This window comes from Mameliella sp. MMSF_3455, from assembly GCF_030733205.1.
In the GTDB taxonomy this organism is placed as follows: domain Bacteria; phylum Pseudomonadota; class Alphaproteobacteria; order Rhodobacterales; family Rhodobacteraceae; genus Antarctobacter.
The window spans coordinates 23630-48674 of the sequence record NZ_JASHJL010000008.1 but is presented as its reverse complement, the minus strand read 5'-3'; the positions used below and the strand labels follow the sequence as shown (position 1 = coordinate 48674).

Annotated in this window: 22 protein-coding genes; 16 read left to right on the top strand and 6 right to left on the bottom strand. The window is 65.7% G+C overall.

Annotated features, from left to right (window positions below; all coding sequences use genetic code 11):
* Window positions 1–35 precede the first annotated feature (35 nt).
* From RBB42_RS07720 to RBB42_RS07665, 12 genes are all read left to right on the top strand, one after another.
* Entirely contained in the window at window positions 36–1613 is a 1578-nt protein-coding gene (locus tag RBB42_RS07720; protein ID WP_305969349.1) for an SEL1-like repeat protein, read from the top strand.
* Between the two features lie 2 nt (window positions 1614–1615).
* Window positions 1616–2818, top strand: coding sequence for a tetratricopeptide repeat protein (locus RBB42_RS07715; protein ID WP_305969348.1), 1203 nt, complete (start codon window positions 1616–1618; stop codon window positions 2816–2818).
* A 115-nt stretch (window positions 2819–2933) separates the two neighbouring features.
* Window positions 2934–3356: a hypothetical protein gene (locus tag RBB42_RS07710; protein WP_305969347.1), complete on the top strand. Its 423-nt coding sequence runs from the start codon at window positions 2934–2936 to the stop codon at window positions 3354–3356.
* A 37-nt stretch (window positions 3357–3393) separates the two neighbouring features.
* Window positions 3394–4554: a hypothetical protein gene (locus RBB42_RS07705; protein ID WP_305969346.1), complete on the top strand. Its 1161-nt coding sequence runs from the start codon at window positions 3394–3396 to the stop codon at window positions 4552–4554.
* A 162-nt stretch (window positions 4555–4716) separates the two neighbouring features.
* Window positions 4717–7779 (top strand): FG-GAP-like repeat-containing protein, encoded by a 3063-nt coding sequence (locus tag RBB42_RS07700; protein WP_305969345.1) that lies wholly within the window; start codon window positions 4717–4719, stop codon window positions 7777–7779.
* 145 nt (window positions 7780–7924) lie between these two features.
* Window positions 7925–8590 carry an FtsZ-binding protein FzlA gene (fzlA, locus tag RBB42_RS07695; protein WP_305969344.1) on the top strand — a complete coding sequence of 222 codons (666 nt, stop codon included), beginning with the start codon at window positions 7925–7927 and terminating at the stop codon, window positions 8588–8590.
* Window positions 8591–8689: 99 nt separating this feature from the next.
* Entirely contained in the window at window positions 8690–9739 is a 1050-nt protein-coding gene (queG, locus tag RBB42_RS07690) for a tRNA epoxyqueuosine(34) reductase QueG (protein ID WP_305969343.1), read from the top strand.
* A 202-nt stretch (window positions 9740–9941) separates the two neighbouring features.
* Complete coding sequence (gene msrB / locus RBB42_RS07685) at window positions 9942–10391, top strand: peptide-methionine (R)-S-oxide reductase MsrB (RefSeq protein WP_305969342.1); 450 nt, start codon at window positions 9942–9944, stop codon at window positions 10389–10391.
* Window positions 10388–10894, top strand: a complete 507-nt coding sequence (gene msrA / locus RBB42_RS07680; RefSeq protein WP_305969341.1) for a peptide-methionine (S)-S-oxide reductase MsrA — start codon at window positions 10388–10390, stop codon at window positions 10892–10894. The genes msrB and msrA overlap by 4 nt, the downstream gene beginning before the upstream one ends.
* A gap of 109 nt (window positions 10895–11003) precedes the next feature.
* Complete coding sequence (locus RBB42_RS07675; protein ID WP_305969340.1) at window positions 11004–11615, top strand: class I SAM-dependent methyltransferase; 612 nt, start codon at window positions 11004–11006, stop codon at window positions 11613–11615.
* Between the two features lie 262 nt (window positions 11616–11877).
* The gene (locus RBB42_RS07670; RefSeq protein WP_305969339.1) at window positions 11878–12300 is read left to right on the top strand and encodes an NUDIX hydrolase; all 423 of its coding nucleotides are present in this window, start codon (window positions 11878–11880) and stop codon (window positions 12298–12300) included.
* A 71-nt stretch (window positions 12301–12371) separates the two neighbouring features.
* Window positions 12372–13856: an inorganic phosphate transporter gene (locus tag RBB42_RS07665; protein WP_305969338.1), complete on the top strand. Its 1485-nt coding sequence runs from the start codon at window positions 12372–12374 to the stop codon at window positions 13854–13856.
* A 13-nt stretch (window positions 13857–13869) separates the two neighbouring features.
* Here the strand turns inward: RBB42_RS07665 and RBB42_RS07660 are convergent, their stop codons facing one another.
* From RBB42_RS07660 to smpB, 4 genes are all read right to left on the bottom strand, one after another.
* On the bottom strand, window positions 13870–16863 hold the full coding sequence (locus tag RBB42_RS07660; RefSeq protein ID WP_305969337.1) for an error-prone DNA polymerase: 2994 nt from the start codon (window positions 16861–16863) through the stop codon (window positions 13870–13872).
* Window positions 16864–17047: 184 nt separating this feature from the next.
* Window positions 17048–18232 (bottom strand): amino acid aminotransferase, encoded by a 1185-nt coding sequence (locus RBB42_RS07655; RefSeq protein ID WP_305969336.1) that lies wholly within the window; start codon window positions 18230–18232, stop codon window positions 17048–17050.
* A 12-nt stretch (window positions 18233–18244) separates the two neighbouring features.
* Window positions 18245–19105, bottom strand: a complete 861-nt coding sequence (gene sseA, locus RBB42_RS07650) for a 3-mercaptopyruvate sulfurtransferase (RefSeq protein WP_305969335.1) — start codon at window positions 19103–19105, stop codon at window positions 18245–18247.
* A 112-nt stretch (window positions 19106–19217) separates the two neighbouring features.
* Window positions 19218–19694 (bottom strand): SsrA-binding protein SmpB, encoded by a 477-nt coding sequence (smpB, locus tag RBB42_RS07645; protein ID WP_305969334.1) that lies wholly within the window; start codon window positions 19692–19694, stop codon window positions 19218–19220.
* A 116-nt stretch (window positions 19695–19810) separates the two neighbouring features.
* Here smpB and puuE point away from each other — a divergent pair, with 116 nt between their 5' ends.
* Window positions 19811–21223, top strand: coding sequence for an allantoinase PuuE (gene puuE, locus RBB42_RS07640; protein ID WP_305969333.1), 1413 nt, complete (start codon window positions 19811–19813; stop codon window positions 21221–21223).
* An 82-nt stretch (window positions 21224–21305) separates the two neighbouring features.
* Window positions 21306–21791 carry an ureidoglycolate lyase gene (locus RBB42_RS07635; RefSeq protein WP_305969332.1) on the top strand — a complete coding sequence of 162 codons (486 nt, stop codon included), beginning with the start codon at window positions 21306–21308 and terminating at the stop codon, window positions 21789–21791.
* Between the two features lie 82 nt (window positions 21792–21873).
* On the opposite strand, the gene RBB42_RS07630 is transcribed toward RBB42_RS07635, so the two are convergent.
* Window positions 21874–22206, bottom strand: coding sequence for a hypothetical protein (locus RBB42_RS07630; RefSeq protein WP_305969331.1), 333 nt, complete (start codon window positions 22204–22206; stop codon window positions 21874–21876).
* 199 nt (window positions 22207–22405) lie between these two features.
* Between RBB42_RS07630 and RBB42_RS07625 the strand changes: the two genes are divergently transcribed.
* Both RBB42_RS07625 and RBB42_RS07620 read left to right on the top strand, forming a co-directional pair.
* Window positions 22406–22702: a hypothetical protein gene (locus RBB42_RS07625; RefSeq protein WP_305969330.1), complete on the top strand. Its 297-nt coding sequence runs from the start codon at window positions 22406–22408 to the stop codon at window positions 22700–22702.
* Window positions 22677–23381 carry a winged helix-turn-helix domain-containing protein gene (locus RBB42_RS07620; RefSeq protein ID WP_305969329.1) on the top strand — a complete coding sequence of 235 codons (705 nt, stop codon included), beginning with the start codon at window positions 22677–22679 and terminating at the stop codon, window positions 23379–23381. Before RBB42_RS07625 ends, RBB42_RS07620 begins: the two co-directional genes overlap by 26 nt.
* Window positions 23382–23399: 18 nt before the next feature.
* On the opposite strand, the gene RBB42_RS07615 is transcribed toward RBB42_RS07620, so the two are convergent.
* Window positions 23400–25010: a tryptophan halogenase family protein gene (locus RBB42_RS07615; RefSeq protein ID WP_305969328.1), complete on the bottom strand. Its 1611-nt coding sequence runs from the start codon at window positions 25008–25010 to the stop codon at window positions 23400–23402.
* Window positions 25011–25045 lie beyond the last annotated feature (35 nt).

Here is a 25045-nt window from a genome sequence, read left to right as displayed (position 1 = left end):
CGGGCGCCACGACCTGCCCGTGAAACGGAGCCGCCATGACCACCGCTTGCCGCCCCTTCCTCTCTGCCGCCCTGGCCTGTGCGCTGACGCTGTCGCCGCTGCCGCTGGCAGCACAGGACGCCGCCGATCCGCTCGCCGAAGCGCAGGACCTCCCCGAGATGGCCAGGATCGAACAGGCCTGGAACGCGGGCGATTTCGTGACCGTGCGACAGGGGCTGAAGGTGCTGGCCGAAGAGACCGGCACCGCATTGGCGCAGTATCGCTATGGCCGCATCCTGATCGAGGGGCGAGGCGGCCCGCGCGATCCGAAGAACGCAGCGCTGTGGCTGGAACGGGCGGTGGACCAGAACCACGCCGAGGCGGCGACCCTGTTGGCGCGGCTGTACCTCAGCAACGTCCCCGGCGGGCCGGAGCGGGACGCGAAACGTGCGGCAGAGCTGCTGACCCGGGCCGCGACGCGTGGCGACGCCTCCGCGCAATACCTGCTGGCCCTGCTGTACCAGAACGGCGACGGGGTCGAACGCGACACGGATGCGACATACAACTGGCTGCTCGCCGCCGCCGAACAGCGCCATGCCCAGGCACAGTTCGCCTTGGCCGCGATCCATCTCAACAGCGCCGACGGCGATGCCGACGAGGGGATGCGCTGGCTGCGCGCCGCTGCCGGACAGGGGATCGCCGATGCGCAGATCCAGCTGGCCTCGCTGCTGGATAGGCCCGACACGGCCGTGACCAACCGGGCCGAGGCGCTGGACTGGTACCGCCGCGCCGCCGAGTCGGGGCAAGTGCTGGCCCAGCGGATGCTGGGCACGCGCTACCTGACGGGCGACGGCGTCGCCGCCGACCCGCAAGAGGCTCTGCGCTGGTTGCACATGGCGGCGCAGGCCGGGGATGCGGGCGCGATGACCAACCTGGGCTACGCCTTTGCCTCCGGGCAGACCCTGCCGCAGGACCTGTCACAGGCGGCCCGCTGGTATGGAATGGCCGCGGAACACGGGCTGGGCCGGGCCATGGTGGCCCTGGCCCGCATGTACGAGACCGGCACGGGAGTGACAGCGGATCTGGACAAGGCACTGGCACTGTACACCCGCGCGCTGGACACCGATGACGATGGGCTGGCGCGGGTCGAGCTGGGACGGATGGCCGCTGCCGGACAGCTGGACGGGCGCGTCGCGCCACAGCGCGCCGTGCCCTGGGTGCTGGCCGCGCTGAAGGCCGGGAACGACGATGCGCTGACCTGGCTGGAAACCCGGGCCGGGGCGGGAGACCCCGGTGCGCAATCCGCATTGGCACGCCACCTGCTGACCGCGGACGAGACGCGCCGGGACGAGGCCGTTTCGCTGCTGACAGCGGCCGCCGACATGGGCAACGGACCGGCGCAGTTCGCGCTGGCAGGCCTGCTGGCGCGTGGCGATCACGGCGGCACGCCGGACTATGTCGAGGCGCACAAGTGGTACAACATCGCCGCCACCTTCGGCCATTCGGAGGCGCCCGAGCAGCGCGAGATCCTGGGCAACCTGATGACGCCCGAACAGCTGGCCCAGGCCCAGGCCGCCGCCCGCGCCTGGTTCGAGGCAGACGCCGAGCGCGGACCGGTGCTCGGGGGGAACTGAGCGTGCGCGCCGCTGCTTCCGTCCTGGCGATCGCGCTGGCGCTGACCACGCTTTCGGCGCAGGCGCAGACTGATCCGCTGGCCGCGATGCGAGCGGCGGCAGAGGCCGGCGACATGGCCGCACAGCTGGCGCTGGCCGAGCGGTTCGAGAGTGGCGACGGCGTGGTGCAGAACTTTGCCCGCGCCGCCCGTTGGTACGGCCAGGCGGCCGAGGCGGGCAACCTGCAGGCCGCCAATCGGCTGGGCCGCCTGCACCACGCGGGCCTTGGCGTGCCGCGCGACATCCCCAGGGCCATCGAATTGCTGGAACGCGCGGCCAAGGGCGGCGCGGCCGAGCACCTGCATGACCTGGGCCTGGTCCTTGAGGCCACGCAGACCGATGACGCCAGCCTGGCGCGTGCTGCCGACCTGTACCGCCGGGCCGCCGAGACGGGTCACGTCGAGGCCGCGGTCAGCCTGGCCGTGATGCTGCAGAACGGCAGCGGTGTCCCGCAGGATTTCGAGGAGGCCGCGCGGCTCTATCGACAGGCCGCGGACCAGGGACACCTGCGCGCGCTCAACAACCTTGGGCTGCTTTACGTTCGCGGCAATGGTGTCGCGCAGGACTATGAACGGGCCGCCGCGTTGTTCCGGGCCGCGGCGGACCAGGGGCTGCCGCAGGCGATGACAAATCTCGGCGTTCTCTACGAGAACGGGTTTGGCGTTCCGCAGAGCGACGCGTTGGCCATGCAGTACTATCGGCGCGGCGGCGAGGGCGGCGGCACCAAGGGGGCGCAATCGCCCCGGGTGATCTACGACCCCCGGCTTGCCCCGCCGCCCACGGACGAGGCAGGGCTGAAGGCGCTGGAACGGGCCGCACGCAGCGGCGATCCGGTGGCGGAATTCCAGTTGGCTTTCCTGATGTTGCAACAAGGCACCACCTCTCCGCGCGGCGCGGTCCGGGCCGCCGGGCTGCTGCGCCGGGCCGCAGAAGCCGGGCACGCGCCCTCGATGGCCAACCTTGCCATGCTGTATTTCCGGGGCTCCGGCGTGCCGCAGGACTATGTGATGGGTCAGATGTGGCTTGTCCTGGCGGGGTCCAGCGGCTTTGACGGGGCCACGGGGCTGAGTGCGCAATGGAGCGCCCGCATGACCGCCGACCAGGTCAACGAGGCACAAAAAAGGGCCGAGGCCAAATGGTCTGAATGGCGCGATGCGGGAAATTAGAAATACACGCCATGCGCGTGATCTTCTTGACCGGGCGTAACATGGCAATGCATAGTTTGCCCGAATTCGGGACGCGGCTTTGCCGTGGCCTTGTGACCTTTGCAGACGGATAGATATGCGGATTTTCCGATACATACCCATCATCGCGACCGCGCTGACAACCAGCCTGGCCGGCATGGCACAGGCCGCCGACCCCGTGGCCCAGCACAACTCCACGGCTTTCTGGTTCGTCAACTGGTTGGGGCTGACCAACGCCACGCTGGACGTGGTTTCCCCGCAGGGTGAGATGACAACGGTCTTTGCCGCCTCCGGCACGCCCGTCTTCGAGCTGGACCGGGCAAAGGCGATGGACGGGGTCTATCGCTACGAATTGACGGCGGCGACAGACAAGCAGGTGAAGGTCGTGAACCCGATGAACAACGGCCGCGGTGATCTGGCGTCCGACACGGCGGCGGAATCCTACTACCTGACGGGCCAATTCGTCGTCTCGCGGGGCGTCATCACGACCCCGGAAGAAATGACCGAAGACGGCAACTGAATTCAAAGACATCAAAGGCGTACGAGGAATCAAGAACATGAGTAAAGCCAGCTACCCGATCCGCGGTCTTGCAGCCGTGGGCCTCGGCGCCTGCATGATGATCGGCCAGGAGGCTGCGGCGGACCAGGTCTTTGTCGATGACGTTATCATCCAGGGCAGCCTCTGCGTTGGTGTCGACTGCGTGAACGGCGAAAGCTTCGGCTTCGATACCATTCGCCTGAAGGAAAACAACCTGCGGATCAAGTTCCTGGACACGTCGTCCTCTGCCAGCTTTCCGACCGTCGATTGGCAGATCGTCGCCAACGACAGTTCCAACGGCGGTCTCAACTATCTGGCCTTCCAGGACGACAGCACCGGCCGCATTCCCTTTCGGGTAGAGGCCAGCGCCCCGGCCAATTCGCTCTATGTCGAGAGCGACGGCGACCTTGGGATCAAGACCTCTCAGCCGGCGGTCGACATCCATGTGGTCGAGGGCAACACCCCCACCCTGCGCCTGGAACAGGACGGGTCGGACGGCTTTGCCCCGCAGGTCTATGATATCGCCGCGAACGAGGCCAACTTCTTCATCCGCGACGTCACCAACGGCTCACGCCTTTTCTTCCGGGCCAAACCGGGCGCGCCCGAGGACAGCCTCTACATCGATTCCACCGGCGAGATCGGGATCGGCACCGATGCGCCCACTGAATCGCTGCACGTCCGTCGGACGGACGGCACCGCAACGCTTTATGTCCAGGAGGTCAACGCGACGGCGGCGCTGCGCAACCTGATCAAACTGGACAACAACGGCGAGGTCGGCCTGCGGATGCAGAACACCGCGACCTCGGACAAGTGGGCACTGGCCACCGCGGGTGGAAATTTCATCGTCAATGGCAACGGCGGGCCATCCGAGTTCACGCTGGCTGCAAATGGCGACCTGACGATCGCCGGCACGCTGATCACATCGGGAAGCTGCTCGGTCGGCTGTGACGCGGTCTTTGGCCCCGATTACGACATCCTTCCGATCTCGGACCGGGCCGCGATGATGTACGATCTGGGCTACCTGCCCAATGTCGGCCCCACCGCCGAGGCCGGCCAGTACGACCTGACCAAGAAGGTCCTGGGCATGCTGAACGAGCTGGAGCATGCGCATATCTACATTTCTCAGCTGAACCAGCGGATCGAAGTGCTGGAAGAGGCGCTGGCCACCCAGGCCGATTGAACCGGGGGCCGTGCCTCCGCCATGATACGGGTGTGACATGCGCCCCGTCTGCGCCCGCAGGCGGGGCGTTTTCACGCCGCCTGCCCCGCCGCCCCTTGGCCGGGGCATGGCACCAACAGGTGAAAGACCGGCCAGACGGCCGGCAGGACTCTAGAGGGACACATGATCTCTGACTCCCGCCCTCCCCGCACCGACTGGCTGCGCCTGGGGTTCGCCTTGGCCATCGTCGCCGTGCTTGCCTATCTCTTCTGGACCGGATCGCGCTATCCTGCGCTTGGGGAAAAGGCCATCATGTCGGGCGCCATCCAGTTGGAGGACCCGCTTGGCTTCGAGGCGAAATTCGCCCTGACCGAGGACATGACCGTGCTGGAGCGGATGTTCTGGTCGACCCTGAACTGGATCAACACCAACAAGAAGGGCATGACCTTCGGCGTGCTCTTCGCCGCCGCCTTCCTGACCGCCGCCCCTTATGTGCGGCGAAAAAGTTTCAAAGGCGGTTTCGCCAACAGCGCCCTGGGGCTGGCCATCGGCACACCGCTGGGGGTCTGCGTCAACTGTGCCGCACCGATCGCGCGGGGCATGTATTCCGGCGGCCTGCGGGCGGAAACGACCCTTTCGGCCATGATCGCCTCGCCAACGCTGAACGTGGTCGTGCTGACGATGCTGTTCAGCCTGTTGCCGGTCTACATAGCGGTGACCAAGATCGCGCTCAGCCTATTGGTCATCCTTGTGGTCGTGCCGCTGATCTGCCGGAACCTGCCACAGACCGAGCTCCCCCCGGCACAACGTATCGCCACCGTGCCGCCGGCGCCGCTGCCGGGAATGCATCACGCGCTCAAGGACGTGGTGATCAGCTACCTGAAGAACCTCTGGTACATCGTCAAGATGACCGTGCCGCTGATGCTGCTGGCGGGGATGATGGGCGCCGTGGTCGCCACGCTTCTGCCACAGGACCTGATTACCGGACTGGCGTTCAGCCTTGTTGCCCTGGTGCTGATCGGCCTTGTCGGGGTTTTCCTGCCGGTGCCCATCGCCTTTGACGTGGTGGTGACGGGGGCGCTGCTGGGGGTGGGGCTCAGCCATGGCTATGTCATGGCATTGCTGTTCACGCTGGGCAGTTTCAGCATCTATTCCTTCTTCATCGTCGCGCAATCCGTGGGTATGCGCGCCGCCGTGTTGCTGGGGGCCAGCGTGGCCGTGCTGGGGATTCTCGCGGGCGCCGGGGCGCATTACTACCACGACTGGCAGACCGAACGCGCGTTGCGCCTGCTGACAAGCGAGGTGCAGGAACCGCCACGTCCGCTTTGGGCCGCCGAGGCCGCCGAGGGCGATCCCTGGACCGTGACCACCGAGGACGCGCCCCGCATCATCGTCGAACCGCGCCCCTTTGCAGATCCCTCGCCCGCCGCTGACCGGGGCTTTACCCGTCTGGAAGGCTGGGAAATCGGGCTGGATCAGCCGATCGAGTTCACGATGGCGGACATGTGGCCGCCCTTCTGGGAGGGGCGCAGCCTCGCCTCGGGCGACATCGACAACGACGGTGACATCGATCTGGCGGTGGCCTCGACAGAGGTGGGCCTGCGGCTGTTCGCCAATGACGGCAGCGGGCAATTCACGGCGATGGAGATCGACCTTGGCGAACTGGCCAATGCGCCGGTTTTTAACGCGGCCATTGTCGACATCGACAACGACGGGTTCCGTGACCTGTTCCTGGCCACCTATCGGGGCGGCAACTTCGTCATCATGAACGGTCCCGACGGGTTCGGCGCGCCGCAGAAGGTGAAAAACACCGAAGGCACTTTCCTCTCGATGGCGCTGAGTTTCGGCGACCCCGACCGCGATGGCGACCTGGACCTGGGCCTGGGGAACTGGTCGGCGGGCTGGTATCGCCGGATCCCGGGCGAGGAATCGCGCAACCGCGTGGTCTGGAACGAGGACGGCACCCTGACGGGGGACTCCTACACCGTCTTGCCCGGCATCCCGGGAGAGACGCTGTCGATGCTGTTCACCGACCTCGACCGCGACGGCAACGCCGACCTGCTGTTGGGCAATGACTTCGAAATTCCGGACTATTTCTACATGGGTGACGGCAAGGGCGGGTTCCGCGCCATCACCTACCAGGACGGGACGATGCCGCACACGACCACCACGACCATGGCGATCAAGACGGCGGACCTGATGAACGACGGCGCGCCGGACCTCTACCTGGCGCAGATCGCCGGGCGGTCCTCGGGCGTGTCCAACATCCTCAAGATGCAGCCGCTGGAACACTACTGCGAGATCATAAAGCGAGACGACCTGCGGGCGACCTGTGAAAAGAACATGGCGATCAAGACCTGGTACAAGTCGGGCAACAGTTTCGACCCGACCTACGCCAGCCGGTGTCAGGACCTGACCGGTCGCGACCAGGTGGAATGCAAGGCCATGCTGATCAAGGACCTGGCGATCCAGCGCAAGGACGCGGCGATCTGCGACATGATCCCCAAGGACCAGGTCAAGGCGCATTCCTACTGCGTGGTGCATTTCAAGCCGCCGCGCCCTATCGAGCCGCAGGAGGCCGACGCCGCCCTGCCGCAGATCAAGAACTACAACGTGCTGCTGACGCCGGACGGTTCGGGTGGCTACACGGATGTGGCAAAGGATTGGGGCCTGCATATCGGCGGCTGGAGCTGGGACACCAAGATCGCCGATTTCGACGAGGACGGCTGGAAGGACGTCTACATCGTCAACGGCACCTGGGTCCCGAACGAGGTCAGCCCCTCGAACCTGTTCTTCCGCAATACCGGCAGGGGGTTCGTCGAGGCCTCCGGCCCCTTCGGACTGGAGGATTACCTGATGACCGCCGCCGCGACACGGTTCGACATGGATGGGGACGGGGACCTGGACATCGTGACCTACACGGTGAACGGTCCGCTGGCGGTCTTCCGCAACAACGCGCAGGACAACAAGGCACTGACGGTCAGCTTCGACGACCTGCAGGGCAACCGCGATGGCATCGGCGCAGAGGTCACGGTGACGGATTCGCTCGGCGTGACCCGGATGCAGGAGATCCAGCTGGGCGGCGGCTTCATGTCCTTCGATGCGCCGGTGGCACATTTCGGCCTGGGCGACGCGGACAAGGCCACGCGCATCGCGGTCCGCTGGGCCGATGGCGGAGAAACGGTGATCGAAGGCGATTTCGCGCCCGAAACTCGGTACCGTATCCGCCGCTCCGCCGCCAATTAGGCCGCCCCGCGACGGCCGGAACAAGGGTCCGGCGCCATGCATGGGCGGATTCCCGAGTGCATCCGCCCCGGTCGGCATCAACCCCGTTGAACCCGGCCCGCTTTCACGGCAAGTAGAGGGGGTTCCCCTCAGGCATCGGAAGGTCATGGCCAAGCTCTACCACGTCCCCCTCTCGCCCTTTTGCCGCAAGGTCCGTCTCAGCCTCGCCGAGAAGAAGATCGAATGCGAGCTGATCGAAGAGCGATACTGGGAGAAAGACCCGGATTTCATGCGTCGCAACCCGGCGGCCAAGGTGCCGGTGCTGCGCATCGACGGCAAGATCATGGCCGAGTCGACGGCGATTTGCGAATGGATCGAGGAGAAATACCCCGAGCCGGCGCTGATGCCGCGGTCCTCGGATGCCCGCTATGAGGTGCGCCGGCTGGTCGGCTGGTTCGACGACAAGTTCCACAACGAGGTCACCTCGAAACTGCTGTACGAGCGGGTGAACAAGAAGGTGATGAAGGCCGGTTTCCCCGACAGCGGCAACGTCAAGGCCGGCGCCAAGGCGATCAAGTATCACCTCGATTACATGGCCTGGCTGCTGGACCATCGCCGCTGGCTGGCAGGGGACAACATGACCCTGGCCGATTTCGCCGCCGCCGCGCATCTGTCGGCGCTGGACTATATCTCGGACGTGGACTGGAACCGGTCGAGCGTGGTCAAGGACTGGTATGCCAAGATCAAGTCGCGCCCGGCCTTCCGCGCCATCCTGGCCGACCAGGTGCCGGGGTTCCCGCCGCCGGCCCATTATGCCGACCTGGATTTCTGAACCGGAAGTGATCTTTCTGCGAAAGATCGATGGGGGCGCTGCCCCCGTCCCTACGGGACTCCCCCGGAGTATTTCGAGAGAGAAGAAGCGGGGAGCGTCGTGAGAGGACTGGCCGAACGCCTGAAGGACGAGGCGCGCGAAATCGGCTTTGCCCGCGCACGCATCTGTCGGCCCGGCGACGTGCCCGAGGTGATGGAGCGCCTGCGCACCTTTTTGGACCGGGGGTATCACGGGCAGATGGGCTGGCTGGCCGACCGGGTGCACTGGCGCGGGGCGCCGGACGTCCTTTGGCCCGAGGCGCGGTCTGTCATCATGCTGGCCGAGAATTATGGCCCCGATCACGACCCGCTGGAGGTGCTGGAGCGGCGCGAGCGCGCCGCCATCAGCGTCTATGCCCAGCACCGCGACTATCACGACGTGGTCAAGAAGCGGCTGAAACGGCTGGCGCGCTGGCTGATCGCGGAGGCGGGCGGCGAGGTGAAGGTCTTTGTCGATACCGCGCCGGTGCCGGAAAAGCCGCTGGCGCAGGCGGCGGGGCTGGGCTGGCAGGGCAAGCACACCAACCTGGTCAGTCGTGAACTGGGGTCCTGGCTGTTCCTGGGCTGTGTCTTTACCACGCTGGAACTGGAGGTGGACACGGCAGAGCGCGATCATTGCGGCTCGTGCCGGGCCTGCCTGGACGTCTGCCCGACCGATGCCTTTCCCGCGCCTTACCAGCTGGACGCGCGACGCTGCATTTCCTACCTGACGATCGAACACAGGGGACCGGTGGACGCGGCGCTGCGGCCCGCGCTGGGAAACCGGATCTACGGCTGCGACGATTGCCTGGCGGTCTGTCCGTGGAACAAGTTCGCCCGTCGAGCCGAAGAGGCGAAGTACCACGCCCGCGACGACCTGCTGGCCCCGCCCCTGTCGGACCTGGCCGGGCTGGACGACGCGGCGTTCCGGGCGCGGTTCTCCGGTTCACCGATCAAGCGGATCGGGCGCGACCGCCTGGTGCGGAATGTCTGTTATGCCATTGGCAACTCTGGCCAGCCCGCCCTGCTGCCAGTTGTGCAATCGCTTTGCGAGGATGCGGACCCGGCTGTGCAAGACGCGGCCCGCTGGGCCGTGCTGCGCCTGGTCAAAGAACAGGGGGACGGGCGCTGAGCTGCCATCCCAGCGCCCGGAGCGACACCTCGCTTCCTTGGGAGAAAGAGCTTGTCACTCAGGCGTTACATGGCAGCCACACCCCGTTCGCGCAAGAGGCGCGCAAGGCAACGTGAGGTCCGTGACAGCGGGCTTTGATTTGCGCTGATGACACCCATGTTATGCAGGGACAGGACATGGCGCGATCCGAAAGGAGGACAAATTGGCAAAATATGAGCGAAGACCGGAGGTTATCCACAGCCTGACGCCCGAGCAGTACCACGTTACCCAAGAGAGCGGGACGGAGCGTCCGGGGACCGGCGAATACTTGCACACGAAGGAGCCCGGCATCTACGTGGACGTGGTTTCGGGCGAGCCGCTGTTCGCCAGCGCGGCGAAATACGAATCGGGCTGCGGCTGGCCGAGCTTTGTCAAACCCATCGAACCGGACAATATCGTCGAGCTGCGCGACACGACGCATGGCATGATCCGGACCGAGGTGCGCTCGCGCCACGGGGACAGTCATCTTGGCCATGTCTTTCCGGACGGGCCGATGGACCGGGGCGGCCTGCGCTATTGCATCAACTCGGCCTCGCTGCGGTTCATCCACCGTGACGACATGGCGGCCGAGGGGTATGCTGACTACATCGACCAGGTGGAGGAGATCGAATGACTGACCGTGCTGTTCTGGCCGGAGGCTGCTTCTGGGGCATGGAAGAGCTGATCCGCAAGCTGCCCGGGGTCGAGAAGACCCGCGTGGGCTATACCGGCGGTGACGTCCCCAACGCCACCTACCGCAACCACGGCACCCATGCCGAAGGGATCGAGATCCTCTTTGACCCGGCGAAAATCTCTTATCGTCAACTGCTGGAGTTCTTTTTCCAGATCCACGACCCAACCACGCTGAACCGGCAGGGCAACGACATCGGCATGAGCTATCGTTCGGCCATCTACTATGTCGACGAGGATCAGCGGCAGTGCGCGCTGGACACCATCGCCGATGTCGAGGCCAGCGGCCTCTGGCCCGGCAAGGTCGTGACCGAGGTCGAACCGGTGGGCGATTTCTGGGAGGCGGAGCCCGAGCACCAGGATTACCTGCAGCGCTACCCAGGCGGCTATACCTGCCATTTCCCGCGCGCCGACTGGGTTCTGCCCAAGCGCGACGCCGCGGAATGATCCCGGGGAAGCCATGCGAATGCGCATGGCTTCCTTGCCGCATTGGGCAATCCCTTTTCTCCGGGCCGCCTTCTATATCCGACGAAGGTCAGGAGATTGGAGAACGGATATGACACCGGTGGCATTCTGGGACGGGATTGCAGAGAAATACGCCAAGCAGCCCATTGGCAACACCGAGGCCTACGAGGCCACGCTGGACCGTGTGCGACACTGGTTGCGCCCCGACATGACGGTCATGGAGATCGGCTGTGGCACCGGCACGACGGCGCTGAAGCTGGCCGGAAATGCGGGAGAGATCCTGGGCACCGACATGTCCGGAGAGATGGTGCGCATCGCGAAGGAAAAGGCCGCGCAGGTGGCCAATGTGACCTTTGACATCGCCCCTGCCGAACGCGCCGGGGCCGGGCGCCATTTCGACGCGGTCCTTGCTTTCAACCTTTTGCACCTGGTTGCGGATCGGGCGGCGGTTCTGGCCCATGTACGCGGCCTGTTGCCCGCGGGCGGGCTGTTCATTTCCAAGACGCCCTGCCTGGGCGGCAAACCCTGGTTCAGGCCCCTGATCTGGACGCTCCAGAAGGTGGGCAAGGCCCCGGGACCCGTGCATTCGCTGCGACCCGGCCAGATCGAGGACGAACTGCGCGCGGCGGGCTTCGAGGTGGTGGAAAGCGGCGGCTATCCGAAGAAGCTGCCCAACTGGCTGGTCGTGGCGCGCGCGATCTGAACCCTGGTTCCCAATTCCGAATGGGGTTTGACTTGTCCCGCTGGGGCCCCAGATAGTCTGTTGCTCCGGGAATACAGAAGTGTTCCCGAACATCAGGAGTATTTGCGCAAGGGCCAACCGTTGCCTATTGTGCGCAATCTTCACACAACAGGTCAACGGGACGAGGCAAGACCAGGTGACACCAGGGTCGACCATTCGAGGCGGGATCATAGGGAAGCTCTTTTCCTTGATCAGGAAAACGGGCGCGGAATTCGCGCGGCCCATGCTGCAACGGCCCCGGCAGTTGCAAACCGCCGCCCTTTGCTATCGCGTCGAGGACGGCCGCAAACACGTCCTTCTGATCACCAGCCGCGGCACCGGACGCTGGGTCATCCCCAAGGGCTGGCTGATGCGCGGCAAGAATGCCTGCGAGGCTGCTGTCGTGGAAGCCTGGGAAGAGGCCGGGGTGCGCCCGGGTCGGACGGCACAGCGTCCCATCGGCACTTATGTCTACGACAAGATCAAGAATTCGGGCCTGCCGGTCGCCGTAGAGATGCTTGTCTTTCCGGTAGAGGTCCGGTCGCTTGAGGACCGATTCCCGGAAGCCCACGAAAGGGAACGGCGCTGGGTCACGCCGGCCGAGGCCGCAGAGATGGTCGACGAGCCGGGACTGCGGCAAATTCTCCTCGAATTCGGGCGCGATTGACCCTGTAAACGTGTTGTTCTTGTCCTCGGGCACTGTTTGCCATAGGCCCCCCGGCCAAACGGGGGGAATGCATGTCCGACGAACACCTGGATCCAAGCCATCTGGAGACGCTTGACCGCGACCTGGGCCGGCTTTCGACGCTGGAACAGGCAACGGCCTATGTCAGCCGCCCGATGATGGGCTTCGGGATCGCGCTGCTCTTCGTGGTGTTCGCCGGGCTGGTTGCGGCGCTTGTCTTCGGGCAGACCAACAACACGTTCATCGTCGTCGTGGCCGCCGCTTTCGGCGCCTACATGGCCCTGAACATCGGCGCCAACGACGTGGCCAACAACATGGGCCCCGCCGTGGGCGCCAATGCCATGTCGATGGGCGCGGCCATCGTGATCGCCGCGATCTTTGAAAGCGCCGGCGCCCTTCTGGCCGGGGGCGACGTGGTGTCGACCATCGCCAAGGGCATCATCGCGCCGGAAAGCCTGGGCACCTCCGGGGCCTTCATCTCGGCGATGATGGCGGCGCTGCTGGCCTCGGCGCTCTGGGTGAACCTTGCGACATGGATCGGTGCGCCGGTCTCGACCACGCATTCGGTGGTGGGCGGCGTCATGGGGGCCGGGATCGCTGCGGCGGGCTTTGCCGCCGTCAGCTGGGGCCAGATGAGCGCCATTGCCGCAAGCTGGGTGATTTCGCCCTTGCTGGGCGGGCTGATTGCCGCCGGGTTCCTGTGGTTCATCAAGGCCAACATCATCTACCGCGACGACAAGATCGCCGCCGCCCGCAAATGGGTGCCGGTTCTCGTCGGCATCATGGCCGGGGCCTTTGCCTCTTACCTGGCGGTGAAGGGGCTCAAGAAAATCGTCAGGATCGAGCTGGGCAGCGCCCTGATGATCGGCGTCGGTGTCGCCGTGATCGCCTGGTTGATCATGATCCCGGTGATCCGCAGGCAATCGGCCAACCTTGAAAACCGGAACAAGTCGCTCAAGGTGCTGTTCGGCATTCCGCTGATCGTGTCGGCGGCGCTGCTCAGCTTTGCGCATGGGGCGAATGACGTGGCCAACGCGGTCGGTCCGCTGGCGGCCATCGTGCAGGCCTCATCGACCGGGGATTACACCCACGCGGTGGAAATCCCGCTGTGGGTCATGGTGATCGGCGCGCTGGGGATTTCCTTTGGCCTGTTCCTGTTCGGCCCGAAACTGATCCGCATGGTGGGCAACCAGATCACCAAGCTGAACCCGATGCGGGCCTATTGCGTGGCGCTGTCGGCGGCGATCACGGTGATCGTGGCCAGCTGGCTGGGCCTGCCGGTCAGCTCGACCCATATCGCCGTGGGCGGGGTCTTTGGCGTCGGGTTCTTCCGCGAATGGGACACCGAACGGCGGATGCGGAAATCCAAGCGCGCGATCACCGGCCTGCCGGCCCTCGCGCCAGAGGAACGTCGCCGCCGCAAGCTGGTACGCCGGTCGCATTTCATGACCATTGTCGCGGCCTGGGTCATCACCGTGCCCGCCGCCGCGGCGCTGTCCGCGGGCCTGTTCCTGGTGATCCAGGGCGTCGGCGGCTGAGCCTGGGGGGCCCTCATCCCCGCTTCACCGGGCTGGGCAGGTCCCTTGGGTGGCGCGGCCTGGCGCGCGCCAGGTCCGCCCGCAACTCTGCGGGTCCGCGCTCTGCCGCGGGCGTCACCCCCTGCCCCGCCCCGGGGGTCAGGATATGCCGCAACAGCGCCACCGGATGCGCCCGCAACGACAGGCGCATGGCGACGTAATCCTCGACCACCTGCTCGCCCTCCGTCATCTGCGGCAGGCTGGCCGCCGCCTCGGCGATGGCCTCGCCGTCCAGATCCCTCGAGAAGAGCGGCAGTTCCCCGCCCGTCTTCAGCGCCTTGGCCTGCCACAGCGCCTCGCGCCGGGAAAGGCCAAGCGCGGCAAAGGCATCCGCCTCGGCCAGCCGCTCCAGCACCGCCGGCGCCAGCCCGGCCCGGCGCCAGACATCCGCCACCTGCATGTAGCCGTTGCCCCGCGCATGGGTCAGCCAGGTGGCCTCTTCCTCCGCCAGCCCCTTGATCTGGCGAAAGCCCAGCCGCAGCGCCAGTCCGCCCTTGCCATCCGGCTCCATCACGTTGTCCCAGTAGCTGGCATTGACGCAGACCGGCCGCACGACGACCCCGTGTTCCCGTGCGTCGCGCACGATCTGGGCGGGGGCATAGAACCCCATCGGCTGGGAGTTCAGCAGCGCGCAGGCAAAGATCCCCGGGTGATGGCATTTCAGCCAGGCCGAGGCATAGACCAGCAGCGCAAAGCTGGCGGCGTGGCTTTCGGGAAACCCGTAAGAGCCGAACCCCTCGATCTGGGAAAAACAGCGTTCGGCAAACTCGCGGTCATAGCCCTTGGCCGCCATGCCGCGCAGGAACAGGCTGCGAAATTCGCTGACATTGCCGTGCTTCTTGAAGGTCGCCAACGAACGGCGCAGACGGTCCGCCTGTTCGGGGGTAAACCCCGCCCCGGTGATGGCGATCTGCATCGCCTGTTCCTGGAACAGCGGCACACCCAGGGTCTTGCCCAGCACCTCGCCCAGTTCGTCCGAGGGGAATTGCACCTTTTCCTCGCCGTTGCGGCGACGGATGTAGGGATGCACCATGTCCCCCTGGATCGGGCCGGGGCGGATGATCGCCACCTCGATCACCAGATCATAAAAGGTACGCGGCCTCATACGCGGCAGAAAGTTCATCTGTGCCCGGGATTCCACCTGGAAGACACCCACGCTGTCGGCCCTGCACAGCATGTCATAGACCGCGCCATCCTCGGGCGGCAGGGTGGCCAGCGTGTGACGGGCCCCGTGATGGCGCGCCACGAGGTCAAAGGCCTTGCGGATGCAGGTCAGCATCCCGAGGCTGAGCACATCGACCTTGAGGATGCCCAGGGCATCGATGTCATCCTTGTCCCAGCAGATGACCGTCCGCCCCTCCATCGCGGCGTTTTCCACCGGCACCAGTTCGTCCAGCCGCCCCTCGGTGATGACAAACCCGCCGACATGCTGGCTCAGGTGGCGGGGAAAGCCGATGATCTCGTGGATCAGCTCCATCGTCAGCATCAGGCGGCGGTCGTCCGGGTCCAGCCCGATCTCCGCCATGCGCTGACGCTCCAGCCCGTTGGCGGAAAAGAACCCCCACAGCTGCGAGCTGAGCGCGCCGATGGTGTCCTGGCTCAGCCCCATCGCGGCGCCCACCTCGCGGATCGCACGCTTGCCCCGGTAATGGATCACCGTGGCACAAAGACCTGCACGGTGGCGTCCGTAGGTCTCGTAGATGTGCTGGATCACCTCCTCGCGGCGTTCGTGTTCGAAATCGACATCGATATCCGGTGGTTCATCCCGCGCCTCGCTGACGAAGCGCTCAAAGACCATCGTGCCGACCTCGGGACTGACAGAGGTCACGCCCAGGCAATAGCAGGTGATGGAATTGGCCGCCGAGCCGCGCCCCTGGCAGAGGATCCCGCGCGACCGGGCAAAGGCCACGATATCGCGGACCGTCAGGAAATAGGGCTCGTACCCCAGCCGCGAGATCAGGTCCAGTTCATGCGCCAGCATCTTCTGCACCTTCTTCGGCGCCCCTTGCGGATAGCGCCAGGCCAACCCCTCATGCGCCAGCCGCGACAGCCGCGCCTGCGCGGTCTCGCCCTGCGCGATCTCCGAGGGGTACTCGTAGCGCAGGGACGCGATGTCGAACGTACAGCGCGCGGCCAGCGCGGCGGCCCGGTCCACCGACTGCGCGTGCCCGCCCAGCAGGCGGCGCATCTCGCCTTCCGAGCGCAGCCGCTGTTCGCCGTTGGCCAGCGCGGCCCGGCCCAGCTGGTCCACGCGGACCCCGCAGCGGATCGCCGTCAGCACGTCGGCCAAGCGCCGCCGTCGCCCGTGGTGCATGACGGGGGCCGCCGTGGCCACGGTGGGCAGCCCCAACTCCTCTGCCAGCGCCGACAGCCGGTCGAACCGCCGCGCATCCTCGCCATCGTATCGCGGTGCCAGCGCCAGGTGCATCCGCGCACCATGCCCCCGCACCAGCGCCCCCACATGGCGGCGCCAGTCCACATCCGCCCGATCTGGCGCAAACAGGATGAACTCCAGCCCTTCGGACACCTCCGGCAGATCCGACAGATGCAGGTGACAGGCGCCTTTCTCCGCCCGCAGCCGCCCGGCGCTCAACATCCGGCACAACAGCCCCCAGCCCGCGCGGGACCCCGCCAGCGCCACCATTTCCACGCCTTCGGCAAAGACCAGCCGCGCCGCCGGGATCAGCCGGGGCACGTTGCGCACCGGCGCGCGCGGCGGCACAGGCAGACCGGGCGGCGCCGGCGGGCCGATCATCCCGCCCTCTGCCTCCAGCCGCTCCAGATCCGCCACCTGCCGCGCGATCTCGCGTCCCGCACTATGCGCCCGCACGATCCCCGCAACCGAATTCACATCCGCCACGGCAATGGCGGAAACGCCCGCAAGCGCCGCACGCTCCATGTACTCCTCCGGGTGCGAGGCCCCGGTGAGAAAGGAGAAATTCGAGGTGATGCAGAGCTCGGCGAACATGCGGGGCAATATATTCCCCCTTTGTTCTCATTTCGAGTCCGCAAGGCAATGCCCGGACCCATTGTTTCTTCTCTGCAAAGTTTCTTCTCTGCAAAAATACTCCCGCCGGAGGCACCCCGAGGAGGGCGCCGGAGGCGGACGACGAGACATGAAGCGCGGGCCCCGCAGGGCCCGCCCCTTTGGATCAGACGCCGGATTTCACGATGGCCTCGGCCAACAGCGGCACGGTCTTCGCGTTCAGACCGGCGATGTTCATGCGCGAATCGCCCACCATGTAGACGCCGTGATCGCGGCGCAGGGTCTCGACCTGCTCGGGCGTCGCGCCCAGGCGTGAGAACATGCCGCGGTGCTGGGCCAGAAAGCCGAAGCGGTCGGATCCCGACAGGCGCTGCAATTCGCCCGCTAGCTGTTCGCGCAAGGAAAGCATGCCGGTGCGCATCTCTTCCAGTTCCGCCTGCCACTCGGCCTTCAGCGCATCGTCGCTCAGCACATAGGTCACCAGCCGCGCGCCATGATCCGGCGGAAAGGAAAAGTTCTGCCGGTTGAGATAGTTCAGCGTACCCTGGTTCAGCTTCTTCGCCCCGCCGTCCTGCGCCACGGCCATCAACAGGCCGGTCCGCTCGCGGTAGATACCGAAGTTCTTGGAGCACGAGGCCGCGATCAGGCATTCCGGCACCGACGAGGCCACCATGCGCACCGCTTGCGCATCGGCGTCCAACCCGTCACCAAAGCCCTGGTAGGCTAGGTCGACCATCGGCGTGGCGCCGGTCTTGTTCAGAAGGTCGATCAGCGCCTGCCACTGGGTCGGGTTCAGGTTGGCACCGGTGGGATTGTGGCAGCAGCCGTGCACCAGCACAATGTCGCCTTTGCCCGCCTGCGCCAGGTCGGCCATCATGCCGTCGAAATTCACGCCGCCGGTCTCATTGTCGAAATAGCGGTAGGAAATCGTCTCGATTCCCATGTGCTTGAGGATCGACAGGTGGTTGGGCCAGGTCGGATCGCTGACAAAGACGCGGACGTTCGGATTGGCCATGCGCGCCATGTCAAAGGCCTGGCGCACAGCGCCCGTGCCGCCGGGCGTCGCCGCCGCGGCCACGTTCTCGCGCGCCACCGCGTCGCCCAATACCAGCGCCACCATGACGTCGGCAAACCCCGGATCTCCCGCAAGGCCGGTATAGGCCTTGGTCTGTTCGTCTTCCCAAAGCTGCTTTTCCGCCGCCTTGATCGCGCGCATGATCGGCGTGGTGCCGGCGGCGTCCTTGTAGACGCCGACGCCAAGGTCGATCTTGTCCTCCCGCGGGTCCTCGCGGAAGGCCTGCATCAGCATCAGGATCTTGTCGGCGGGTTGTTCCTTGATCGTCTCGAACATCTCTGTCTCCGGTTATTCCGCGGGGCCCGTGGCGACGGGCAGCGTCGGGAAGGCGCCCCATTCCGCCCAGGACCCGTCGTATAGCGAATGGTCACTCTTGCCGATGCGTTCCATCGCAAGGCTCAGGATCGCGGCGGTCACGCCCGACCCGCAGGTGGTGATCGCCGGCTTGGCCAGGTCCACGCCCGCCGCCACGAATACCTCGCGCAGGGCGTCGCCGTCCTTCATCGTGCCGTCTTCGGTCAGGAGGCTGCGGTAAGGAACGTTCTTCGAGCCCGGGATATGGCCCGCGCGCAGCCCCTCGCGCGGTTCGGGCTCTTCGCCCGCAAAGCGCGACGGCGACCGGGCGTCGATCACCTCGGTATTCTTCAACTTGGCGGCGGCGGACACCTGGGTCACGTCGCGCACCAAGTGGTTCTGGCGGCGCACGGTCATGTGCCGGTCACGCACGATCGGGTCCATGTCCTCAACCTCGCGGCCCTCGGCCTGCCACTTGGCAAAACCACCGTCCAGCACGGCAATGTCATCCTTGCCCATCAGTTTGAACAGCCACCAGACCCGGGCGGCCGAAAAGATCCCGGCGCCATCGTAGACCACGACCTGGTGGCCGTCGCCCACGCCCATTGCGCGCATCCGCGACATGAACTTTTCCGGCGGCGGCGCCATGTGCGGCAGGTCCGAGCGCGCGTCCGAGATCTCGTCGATATCGAAAAAGCGTGCACCGGGAATGTGCCCGGCCTCGTATTCGGCACGGGCATCGCGGCCCATGTCGGGCAAGTACCAGCTGGCATCCAGGATCCGCAGGTCGGGATCGTTCAGGTGTTTGGCCAGCCACTCGGTCGAAACGAGCGTTTTGGGATCGTCGGCGAACATGGGTCCCCCACAGCGGTCATTACCGTGTGCTTAGGCAAGAGGGCCACGGCTTGCAAGCGCGTCGCGCCGCGATCTGCCGTCCGGGACTGAATTGCCGCCCCGAGACGCAGGTTCAGCCGCGTTCCTTCAACAGGCGCTGTTTCTGGCGGTTCCAGTCGCGCTTGGCCTCGGTCTCGCGCTTGTCGACGTTCTTCTTGCCCTTGGCGACGCCGATCTTGATCTTGGCGATACCCTTGTGGTTGAAATACAGCACCAAGGGGACCAGCGTCATGCCCTTGCGCTGGGTCTCGTTCCACAGCCGGGCCAGCTCGCGCTTGGAGCACAGCAACTTGCGCCGCCGCCGCTCCTCGTGCCCGAACATGGCACGCTCGTAGGGGGCGATGTAGCTGTTCACCAGCCAAAGCTCGCCATCCTCCACCGCCGCATAGCTTTCGGCGATGTTGGAAGTGTTCTCGCGCAGGGACTTGACCTCTGACCCGCCCAGCACGATGCCGCATTCGAGGTCATCCTCGATCGCGTAGTCAAAACGGGCGCGCCGGTTTTCGGCGATCACCTTGTAGTTCGGGTTGCTGTCGGGTTTCTTGGCCATGATGCGCCTAGATAGTCACTGGCGCGGGGCCTGTCCACCACCCGTGGCGGCTCCCGGACTTGACAATCGACGCCGCCCGCAGTGCCTGAACGACAGATACAGACCAAGAGGCAGAGATGAACCGCTACCCCCGCGACATGATCGGCCACGGCCCCCACCGCCCGGACCCGCAATGGCCCGGCGGCGCGCGGATCGCGGTACAATTCGTCCTGAACTACGAGGAAGGCGGTGAAAACTGCCTGCTGCACGGCGACACCGGCTCCGAAGGGTTCCTGTCGGACATCCCGGGCGCGGCGCCCTGGCCGGGGATGCGCCACTGGAACATGGAATCGATCTATGAATACGGCGCCCGCGCCGGGTTCTGGCGCCTGCACGACCTGTTCACCGGCGCAGGCATCCCGCTGACGATCTACGGCGTCGCCACGGCGCTGGCCCGCTCGCCCGAACAGGTCGAGGCGATGAAGGAGGCGGGCTGGGAGATCGCCAGCCACGGGTTGAAGTGGATCGAACATCGCGACATGCCCGAAGACGAGGAGCGCGCCCAGATCGCCGAGGCCATCGCCCTGCACACCGAGGTCGTGGGCGAACCACCGCGCGGCTGGTACACCGGGCGCTGTTCCATGAACACGGTCGCGCTGACCGCCGAGACCGGGCAATTCGCCTATATCTCGGACACATACGACGACGATCTGCCCTATTGGAAAGACATAGACGGGCGCGCTCAGCTGGTCATCCCCTACACGCTCGAAGCCAATGACATGCGCTTTGCCGGCGCGCCGGGCTGGGTGACGGGGCAGGATTTCGGCCAATATCTCTGCGATGCCTTCGACACGCTTTACGCCGAGGGAGAGGCCGGGAAACCCGCGATGATGAGCGTCGGCCTGCACTGCCGCCTCATCGGGCGCCCGGGCAAGATCGCCGGGCTGAAACGCTTTCTCGACCATATCGCCGCACATGAGGGCGTCTGGACCCCGACCCGCCTGCAGATCGCCGAACACTGGGCCGCAACGCACCCGCCGATCACGGTCGAGCGCCCCTCGCAAATGGACAGAGACACCTTCGTGACCCGTTTCGGCGGCATCTACGAACACAGCCCCTGGGTGGCGGAACGCGCCTGGGAGCTGGAACTGGGTCCCGCCCACGACCGCCCCGCCGGGCTGGCCAATGCCCTGGCCCGAGCCTTTCGCCGCGCCACCGAAACGGAACGGCTGGAGGTGTTGCGCGCCCACCCCGACCTGGCGGGGAAACTCGCCGCCGCGCGCCGCCTGACGACCGAGAGCACCGCCGAACAGGCCAGCGCGGGCCTTGACGCCCTGACAGACAAAGAACGCGCCCGCTTTGTCGAACTCAACGCCGCCTACACCGAAAAACACGGGTTTCCCTTCATCATTGCCGTGCGCGACCACGACAAGCAGAGCATCCTCGACGCCTTCGAACGGCGTCTTGGCAATGACGGCAAGACCGAGCTCGCCGAGGCCTACCGGCAGGTCGAACGGATCGCGCGCCTGCGCCTCGACGCCCTGCTCTGACGCCCCTGCTTCTTCTTTCTGAAAATACTCCCGGGGGGCCCGCAGGGTGGGGGCGGCGCCCCCTCCACCGAAAGGCAAGGACATGCCGCAGATCGTCGCCAAACCGCTGACCCAGAGCGCCTTTGCCCCCTTCGGCGAAGTGCTGGAGATCATGGGACCACCGGACAAACTGATCAATGCCGGCAAGTGCGGGCGCCACCATGACCTCGCGCAACTGGATTTCGGCCCCGGCGGGCGCGCCGGCATCAGCCTGTTCGATGCCGAACCGCGCGCCCTGCCCTACCTGCTGGACCTTGTTGAACGCCACCCGGAGGGCAGCCAGGCCTTTCTGCCGATGCACCGCAACCCCTGGCTGGTCATCGTGGCCGAACCGGGCGACAGCCCCGGCGCGATCCACGCATTCCTCGCGAGCCCCGGGCAGGGGGTGAACTTCCATCGCGGCACCTGGCACGGTGTGCTGACGCCCCTGTCCGCACCCGGCCTCTTTGCCGTGGTCGACCGGATCGGGGAGACTGCCAATCTTGAAGAGGTCAGGCTGGACCCGCCGGTCGAAATCGTCCTGCCCTGATCACCCCATGAAAGAGGGGCCTCCGCAGAGACCCCTCCCTACCCCGTTCAGGGGACTGCTCGATCCTTGGGTGCCGCAGGCGTTACCAGCAGCGTTGGCCGTGGCGGGTCCAACCGTTGCGGCAACCGTTGTGATGGCCCCCTTTGCGTTTCCAGTTGCCGCCATTGTGGTGCCGTTTCTTCCACTTGCCGCCGTGGTGATTGCGGTGCTTCCAGTGTCCGTTGTGCTGACGCTGGATCACGACCCGACCACGATGGTGGTTATCGATCGCCTGGCCAAGAATGTAGAGACCTATGGCAGCGCCGAGAAATTTCTTGAGGTCGTCGTTGTTGCGCGCCTGTGCCGGCGAGGCAGCGGCCAGGGACAAGGCCAGCGCACCGGCAGCGACGATGGATGTGACGAGACGTGCAGACATGAGGTGTTCTCCTCTCACGGGTAAGGGGCGGAGCCACGTCAAGTCAGCGACTCCCGACCTCAGCGTCCTCCCCCACCGTCCGGCGGCTCAATATCCGGCGTTTGATATCGGATAACAGCCAGGCCAGGCCCTTCGCGTTATTGAATTTCTCGACGGGCAAGCGCAACTTGGGGATATGTCCCGAACCCGGCGTATCCTCATGTCCCCGACCCTTGCCCGCCTGATTTCCGCTGTTCTCGTCGTTGTCGCTCTGGCCTTGCCCGGCGCCGCGGCGGCGGATTGCTTCATCCATTACAAGGCCAAGCGCGACACGCCCCAATACGGCCTGCACTACGGCATCGTGCGCAGCTCGGGCTCTTGCCCGTCGTCGCCGGAGCGCGCCGTCCGGTCACGCATTTCATCTGGCGGATGGGTCGTTCTGGGCATCGTCAAGGTCACCAATTCGCCCCCCACCGCATCGGAACTCGAATTTGCAAAGCAACACTATTACCGCTAGCGAAAGCCGCCGCTCGGGCAGCCGCATCGTCACGCTGGGCATTGTCGCCATCGTGACCATCCTCGGTCTGGCCGGGGCGGTCCTGCTGCTGACCCTGCCGGACGGCAATGCCTTCAACGCGCGTGTCGAACGCATCTTCCTGGAGAACGACAACCTCGCCAGCCAGGCCGAGGTCAAACTGCTAGAGATCCTGGCCCAGTCCGGCACCGCCTTTTCCGACACGCTGGCAAGCTACCGCGTGGTGATCTTCGTGCTGCTGGTCTTTTCCGCCGCACTGCTGGTCGCCGCGCTGGTCTTTCTGGTCATGCTGGTTTCGCTCAATCGGCGCATGGCCCAGATCGAACGCTCGGGCATCGAGGTATCCAGCCTGATCATCTCGCGCGAGGAAAACACCGTCTACCTGAACACGATGGGGTTCAAGCTGACCGATGCCATGATGGAAACCCTGGCCGTCCTGGCCGAGGCGCGGCTGGACGACGAGATGCTGACCGGCAGCCAGATCGAGGCGGTGATTTCGGGCAAGGCCGAGGCGGATTGCGACGAGGCCGCAGGCGCAACACGGATCAAGCGGCTGCGCGACGGGCTGGGCAACCAGATGGTCAGCGAGTTGCTTGTCAAGAACATTGCCCGCCGGGGCTATATGCTGGCCATCGACAAGGGCGTGATCGAGGTGGTCTGACCCTTCTCCTGCTCCGGCTCAGAACAGCGCCGATTCCGCCGCCCCGGCCTCACCGACCTCGCCAAGGCGCGTGCTGGTCCGCAGACCCGCGCGCAACTCGCCCCGCAGCGCCAGGAGAATCCGGCGGTGGTCAGCCTTGTGTTCCAGAACCGCCCGGTTGCGCGCCGCGGACTGCCGCAGAAATGCCTTCCACGGCTTTACGGGCAGTGCAAAAGACCGGTTCAGCTGACCGTCGCCATAGCCATTGTCGTAGACCTGTTTGCCCAGCAGCACGGCGGTAAAGACGTTGTAGGTGAACAGATGCGCCGATGGCACGTCCAGCGGCGTGGGCAGCTGGTGCTTCCACAGGTCCAGCAAGTGTTCCAGCCGGTCGGAGATCTTGAGCTGGGCGCGCGAATCCATCCAATAGGGATCGTCGGTGCGGTTGTTCAGGCGGTAGTGCAGGCAGATGAAATCCCGCACCTCGTTGAACATCCCGTCGGACACCCGGTTGTAGGCGTCGCGGGTGGGCTTCTCGTAATCTTGGCTGGGAAAATACTGCAACAACCAGCGCAGCCCCATGTCGATCATGTGGATCGCGGTGGATTCCAGCGGCTCGATGAAGCCGCCGGAAAGGCCCAGAGCGATGCAGTTCTTGACCCAGGCCCGGCGCGATCGGCCCACCCGCATCGGGATCACGCGCGGCTCCGCTCCCGGCGGCGCCATGTCGCCCAGATGGGCCAGGAATTCCTCTGCCGCCTCGTCGTCCTTGCGATGGGCCGAGGAAAAGACATAGCCCGTACCGATCCGGTTGAAGAGCGGCACGGCCCAGCTCCACCCAGCCCCCAGCGCGGTGGATTGCGTGGCGGCGCGGATCCTTTCGGGATCAGGATGCGGCACCTGCAGCGCCATCGCGCGATCGTTTCCAAGATACTCGGCGTAGCTGACAAAGGGTTCGCCCAGCGCCTTCTGGATGACCAGCCCGCGAAAGCCGGTGCAATCGAGAACCAGTTGCACCGGGTGCCTGCCGGTTTCCCGCAAGACCAGGGCGGCGACAAACCCGCGTTCGTCCAGTTCCACATCGTCGACATCGTCCAGGATGTGCTGGACGCCGTGATCACGGCCCCGTTCGGCCAATAGCCCCGCGAATTTCACCGCGTCAAGGTGATAGGCATAGCCCGCCCGGGGCATCGGATCTTCACCCTGCTTGTTCAGGGAAAACGGGCATTTCCAGGTATCAAAGAGATCCATGAGCGGCGAAAAGGACCGGATGTAGTCCCGGTTCCCGGCGCCGTAGGCCTGAAAATAGTGACCGGCCTCGACGCCCTCGATCCGGGGCGGGCTGGCAAAGGGGTTCATGTAGCGGATGAACCTGCCCTTTCGGTCGACATTCCAGTTGTTGAACATCACGCCCATCTTGAACGAGGCGTTGCAGCGGCGCATGAACTCCTGGTCGTCGATGCCCATCTCGCGCAGCGTGACGGGCATGTGCGGGACCGTCGCCTCCCCCACGCCCACGGTAGGCACGTTAGGCGACTCGATCAGGGTGATCTTGATCTTGGCGGCGCATTTCGACCACAGGAAACAGGCGGCCAGCCAGCCCGCCGTACCGCCCCCCACGATGGTGATGGATGTGACCGGTTTCCCCATGCCCTGACCTCCCCGAGCCTTACGTAGCATAAGCG

Excerpts from the sequence above, each read along its gene's own strand:
- fzlA (WP_305969344.1), top strand. The coding sequence starts at position 7,925 with ATGGCCAAGCTCTACCACGTCCCCCTCTCGCCCTTTTGCCGCAAGGTC.
- RBB42_RS07665 (WP_305969338.1), top strand. The coding sequence starts at position 12,372 with ATGTCCGACGAACACCTGGATCCAAGCCATCTGGAGACGCTTGACCGC.
- RBB42_RS07635 (WP_305969332.1), top strand. The coding sequence starts at position 21,306 with ATGCCGCAGATCGTCGCCAAACCGCTGACCCAGAGCGCCTTTGCCCCC.
- RBB42_RS07705 (WP_305969346.1), top strand. The coding sequence starts at position 3,394 with ATGAGTAAAGCCAGCTACCCGATCCGCGGTCTTGCAGCCGTGGGCCTC.
- RBB42_RS07675 (WP_305969340.1), top strand. The coding sequence starts at position 11,004 with ATGACACCGGTGGCATTCTGGGACGGGATTGCAGAGAAATACGCCAAG.
- RBB42_RS07660 (WP_305969337.1), bottom strand. The coding sequence starts at position 16,863 with ATGTTCGCCGAGCTCTGCATCACCTCGAATTTCTCCTTTCTCACCGGG.
- puuE (WP_305969333.1), top strand. The coding sequence starts at position 19,811 with ATGAACCGCTACCCCCGCGACATGATCGGCCACGGCCCCCACCGCCCG.
- RBB42_RS07700 (WP_305969345.1), top strand. The coding sequence starts at position 4,717 with ATGATCTCTGACTCCCGCCCTCCCCGCACCGACTGGCTGCGCCTGGGG.
- sseA (WP_305969335.1), bottom strand. The coding sequence starts at position 19,105 with ATGTTCGCCGACGATCCCAAAACGCTCGTTTCGACCGAGTGGCTGGCC.
- RBB42_RS07615 (WP_305969328.1), bottom strand. The coding sequence starts at position 25,010 with ATGGGGAAACCGGTCACATCCATCACCATCGTGGGGGGCGGTACGGCG.
- RBB42_RS07710 (WP_305969347.1), top strand. The coding sequence starts at position 2,934 with ATGCGGATTTTCCGATACATACCCATCATCGCGACCGCGCTGACAACC.
- msrA (WP_305969341.1), top strand. The coding sequence starts at position 10,388 with ATGACTGACCGTGCTGTTCTGGCCGGAGGCTGCTTCTGGGGCATGGAA.
- RBB42_RS07670 (WP_305969339.1), top strand. The coding sequence starts at position 11,878 with ATGCTGCAACGGCCCCGGCAGTTGCAAACCGCCGCCCTTTGCTATCGC.
- RBB42_RS07630 (WP_305969331.1), bottom strand. The coding sequence starts at position 22,206 with ATGTCTGCACGTCTCGTCACATCCATCGTCGCTGCCGGTGCGCTGGCC.
- RBB42_RS07625 (WP_305969330.1), top strand. The coding sequence starts at position 22,406 with ATGTCCCCGACCCTTGCCCGCCTGATTTCCGCTGTTCTCGTCGTTGTC.
- smpB (WP_305969334.1), bottom strand. The coding sequence starts at position 19,694 with ATGGCCAAGAAACCCGACAGCAACCCGAACTACAAGGTGATCGCCGAA.
- RBB42_RS07655 (WP_305969336.1), bottom strand. The coding sequence starts at position 18,232 with ATGTTCGAGACGATCAAGGAACAACCCGCCGACAAGATCCTGATGCTG.
- RBB42_RS07720 (WP_305969349.1), top strand. The coding sequence starts at position 36 with ATGACCACCGCTTGCCGCCCCTTCCTCTCTGCCGCCCTGGCCTGTGCG.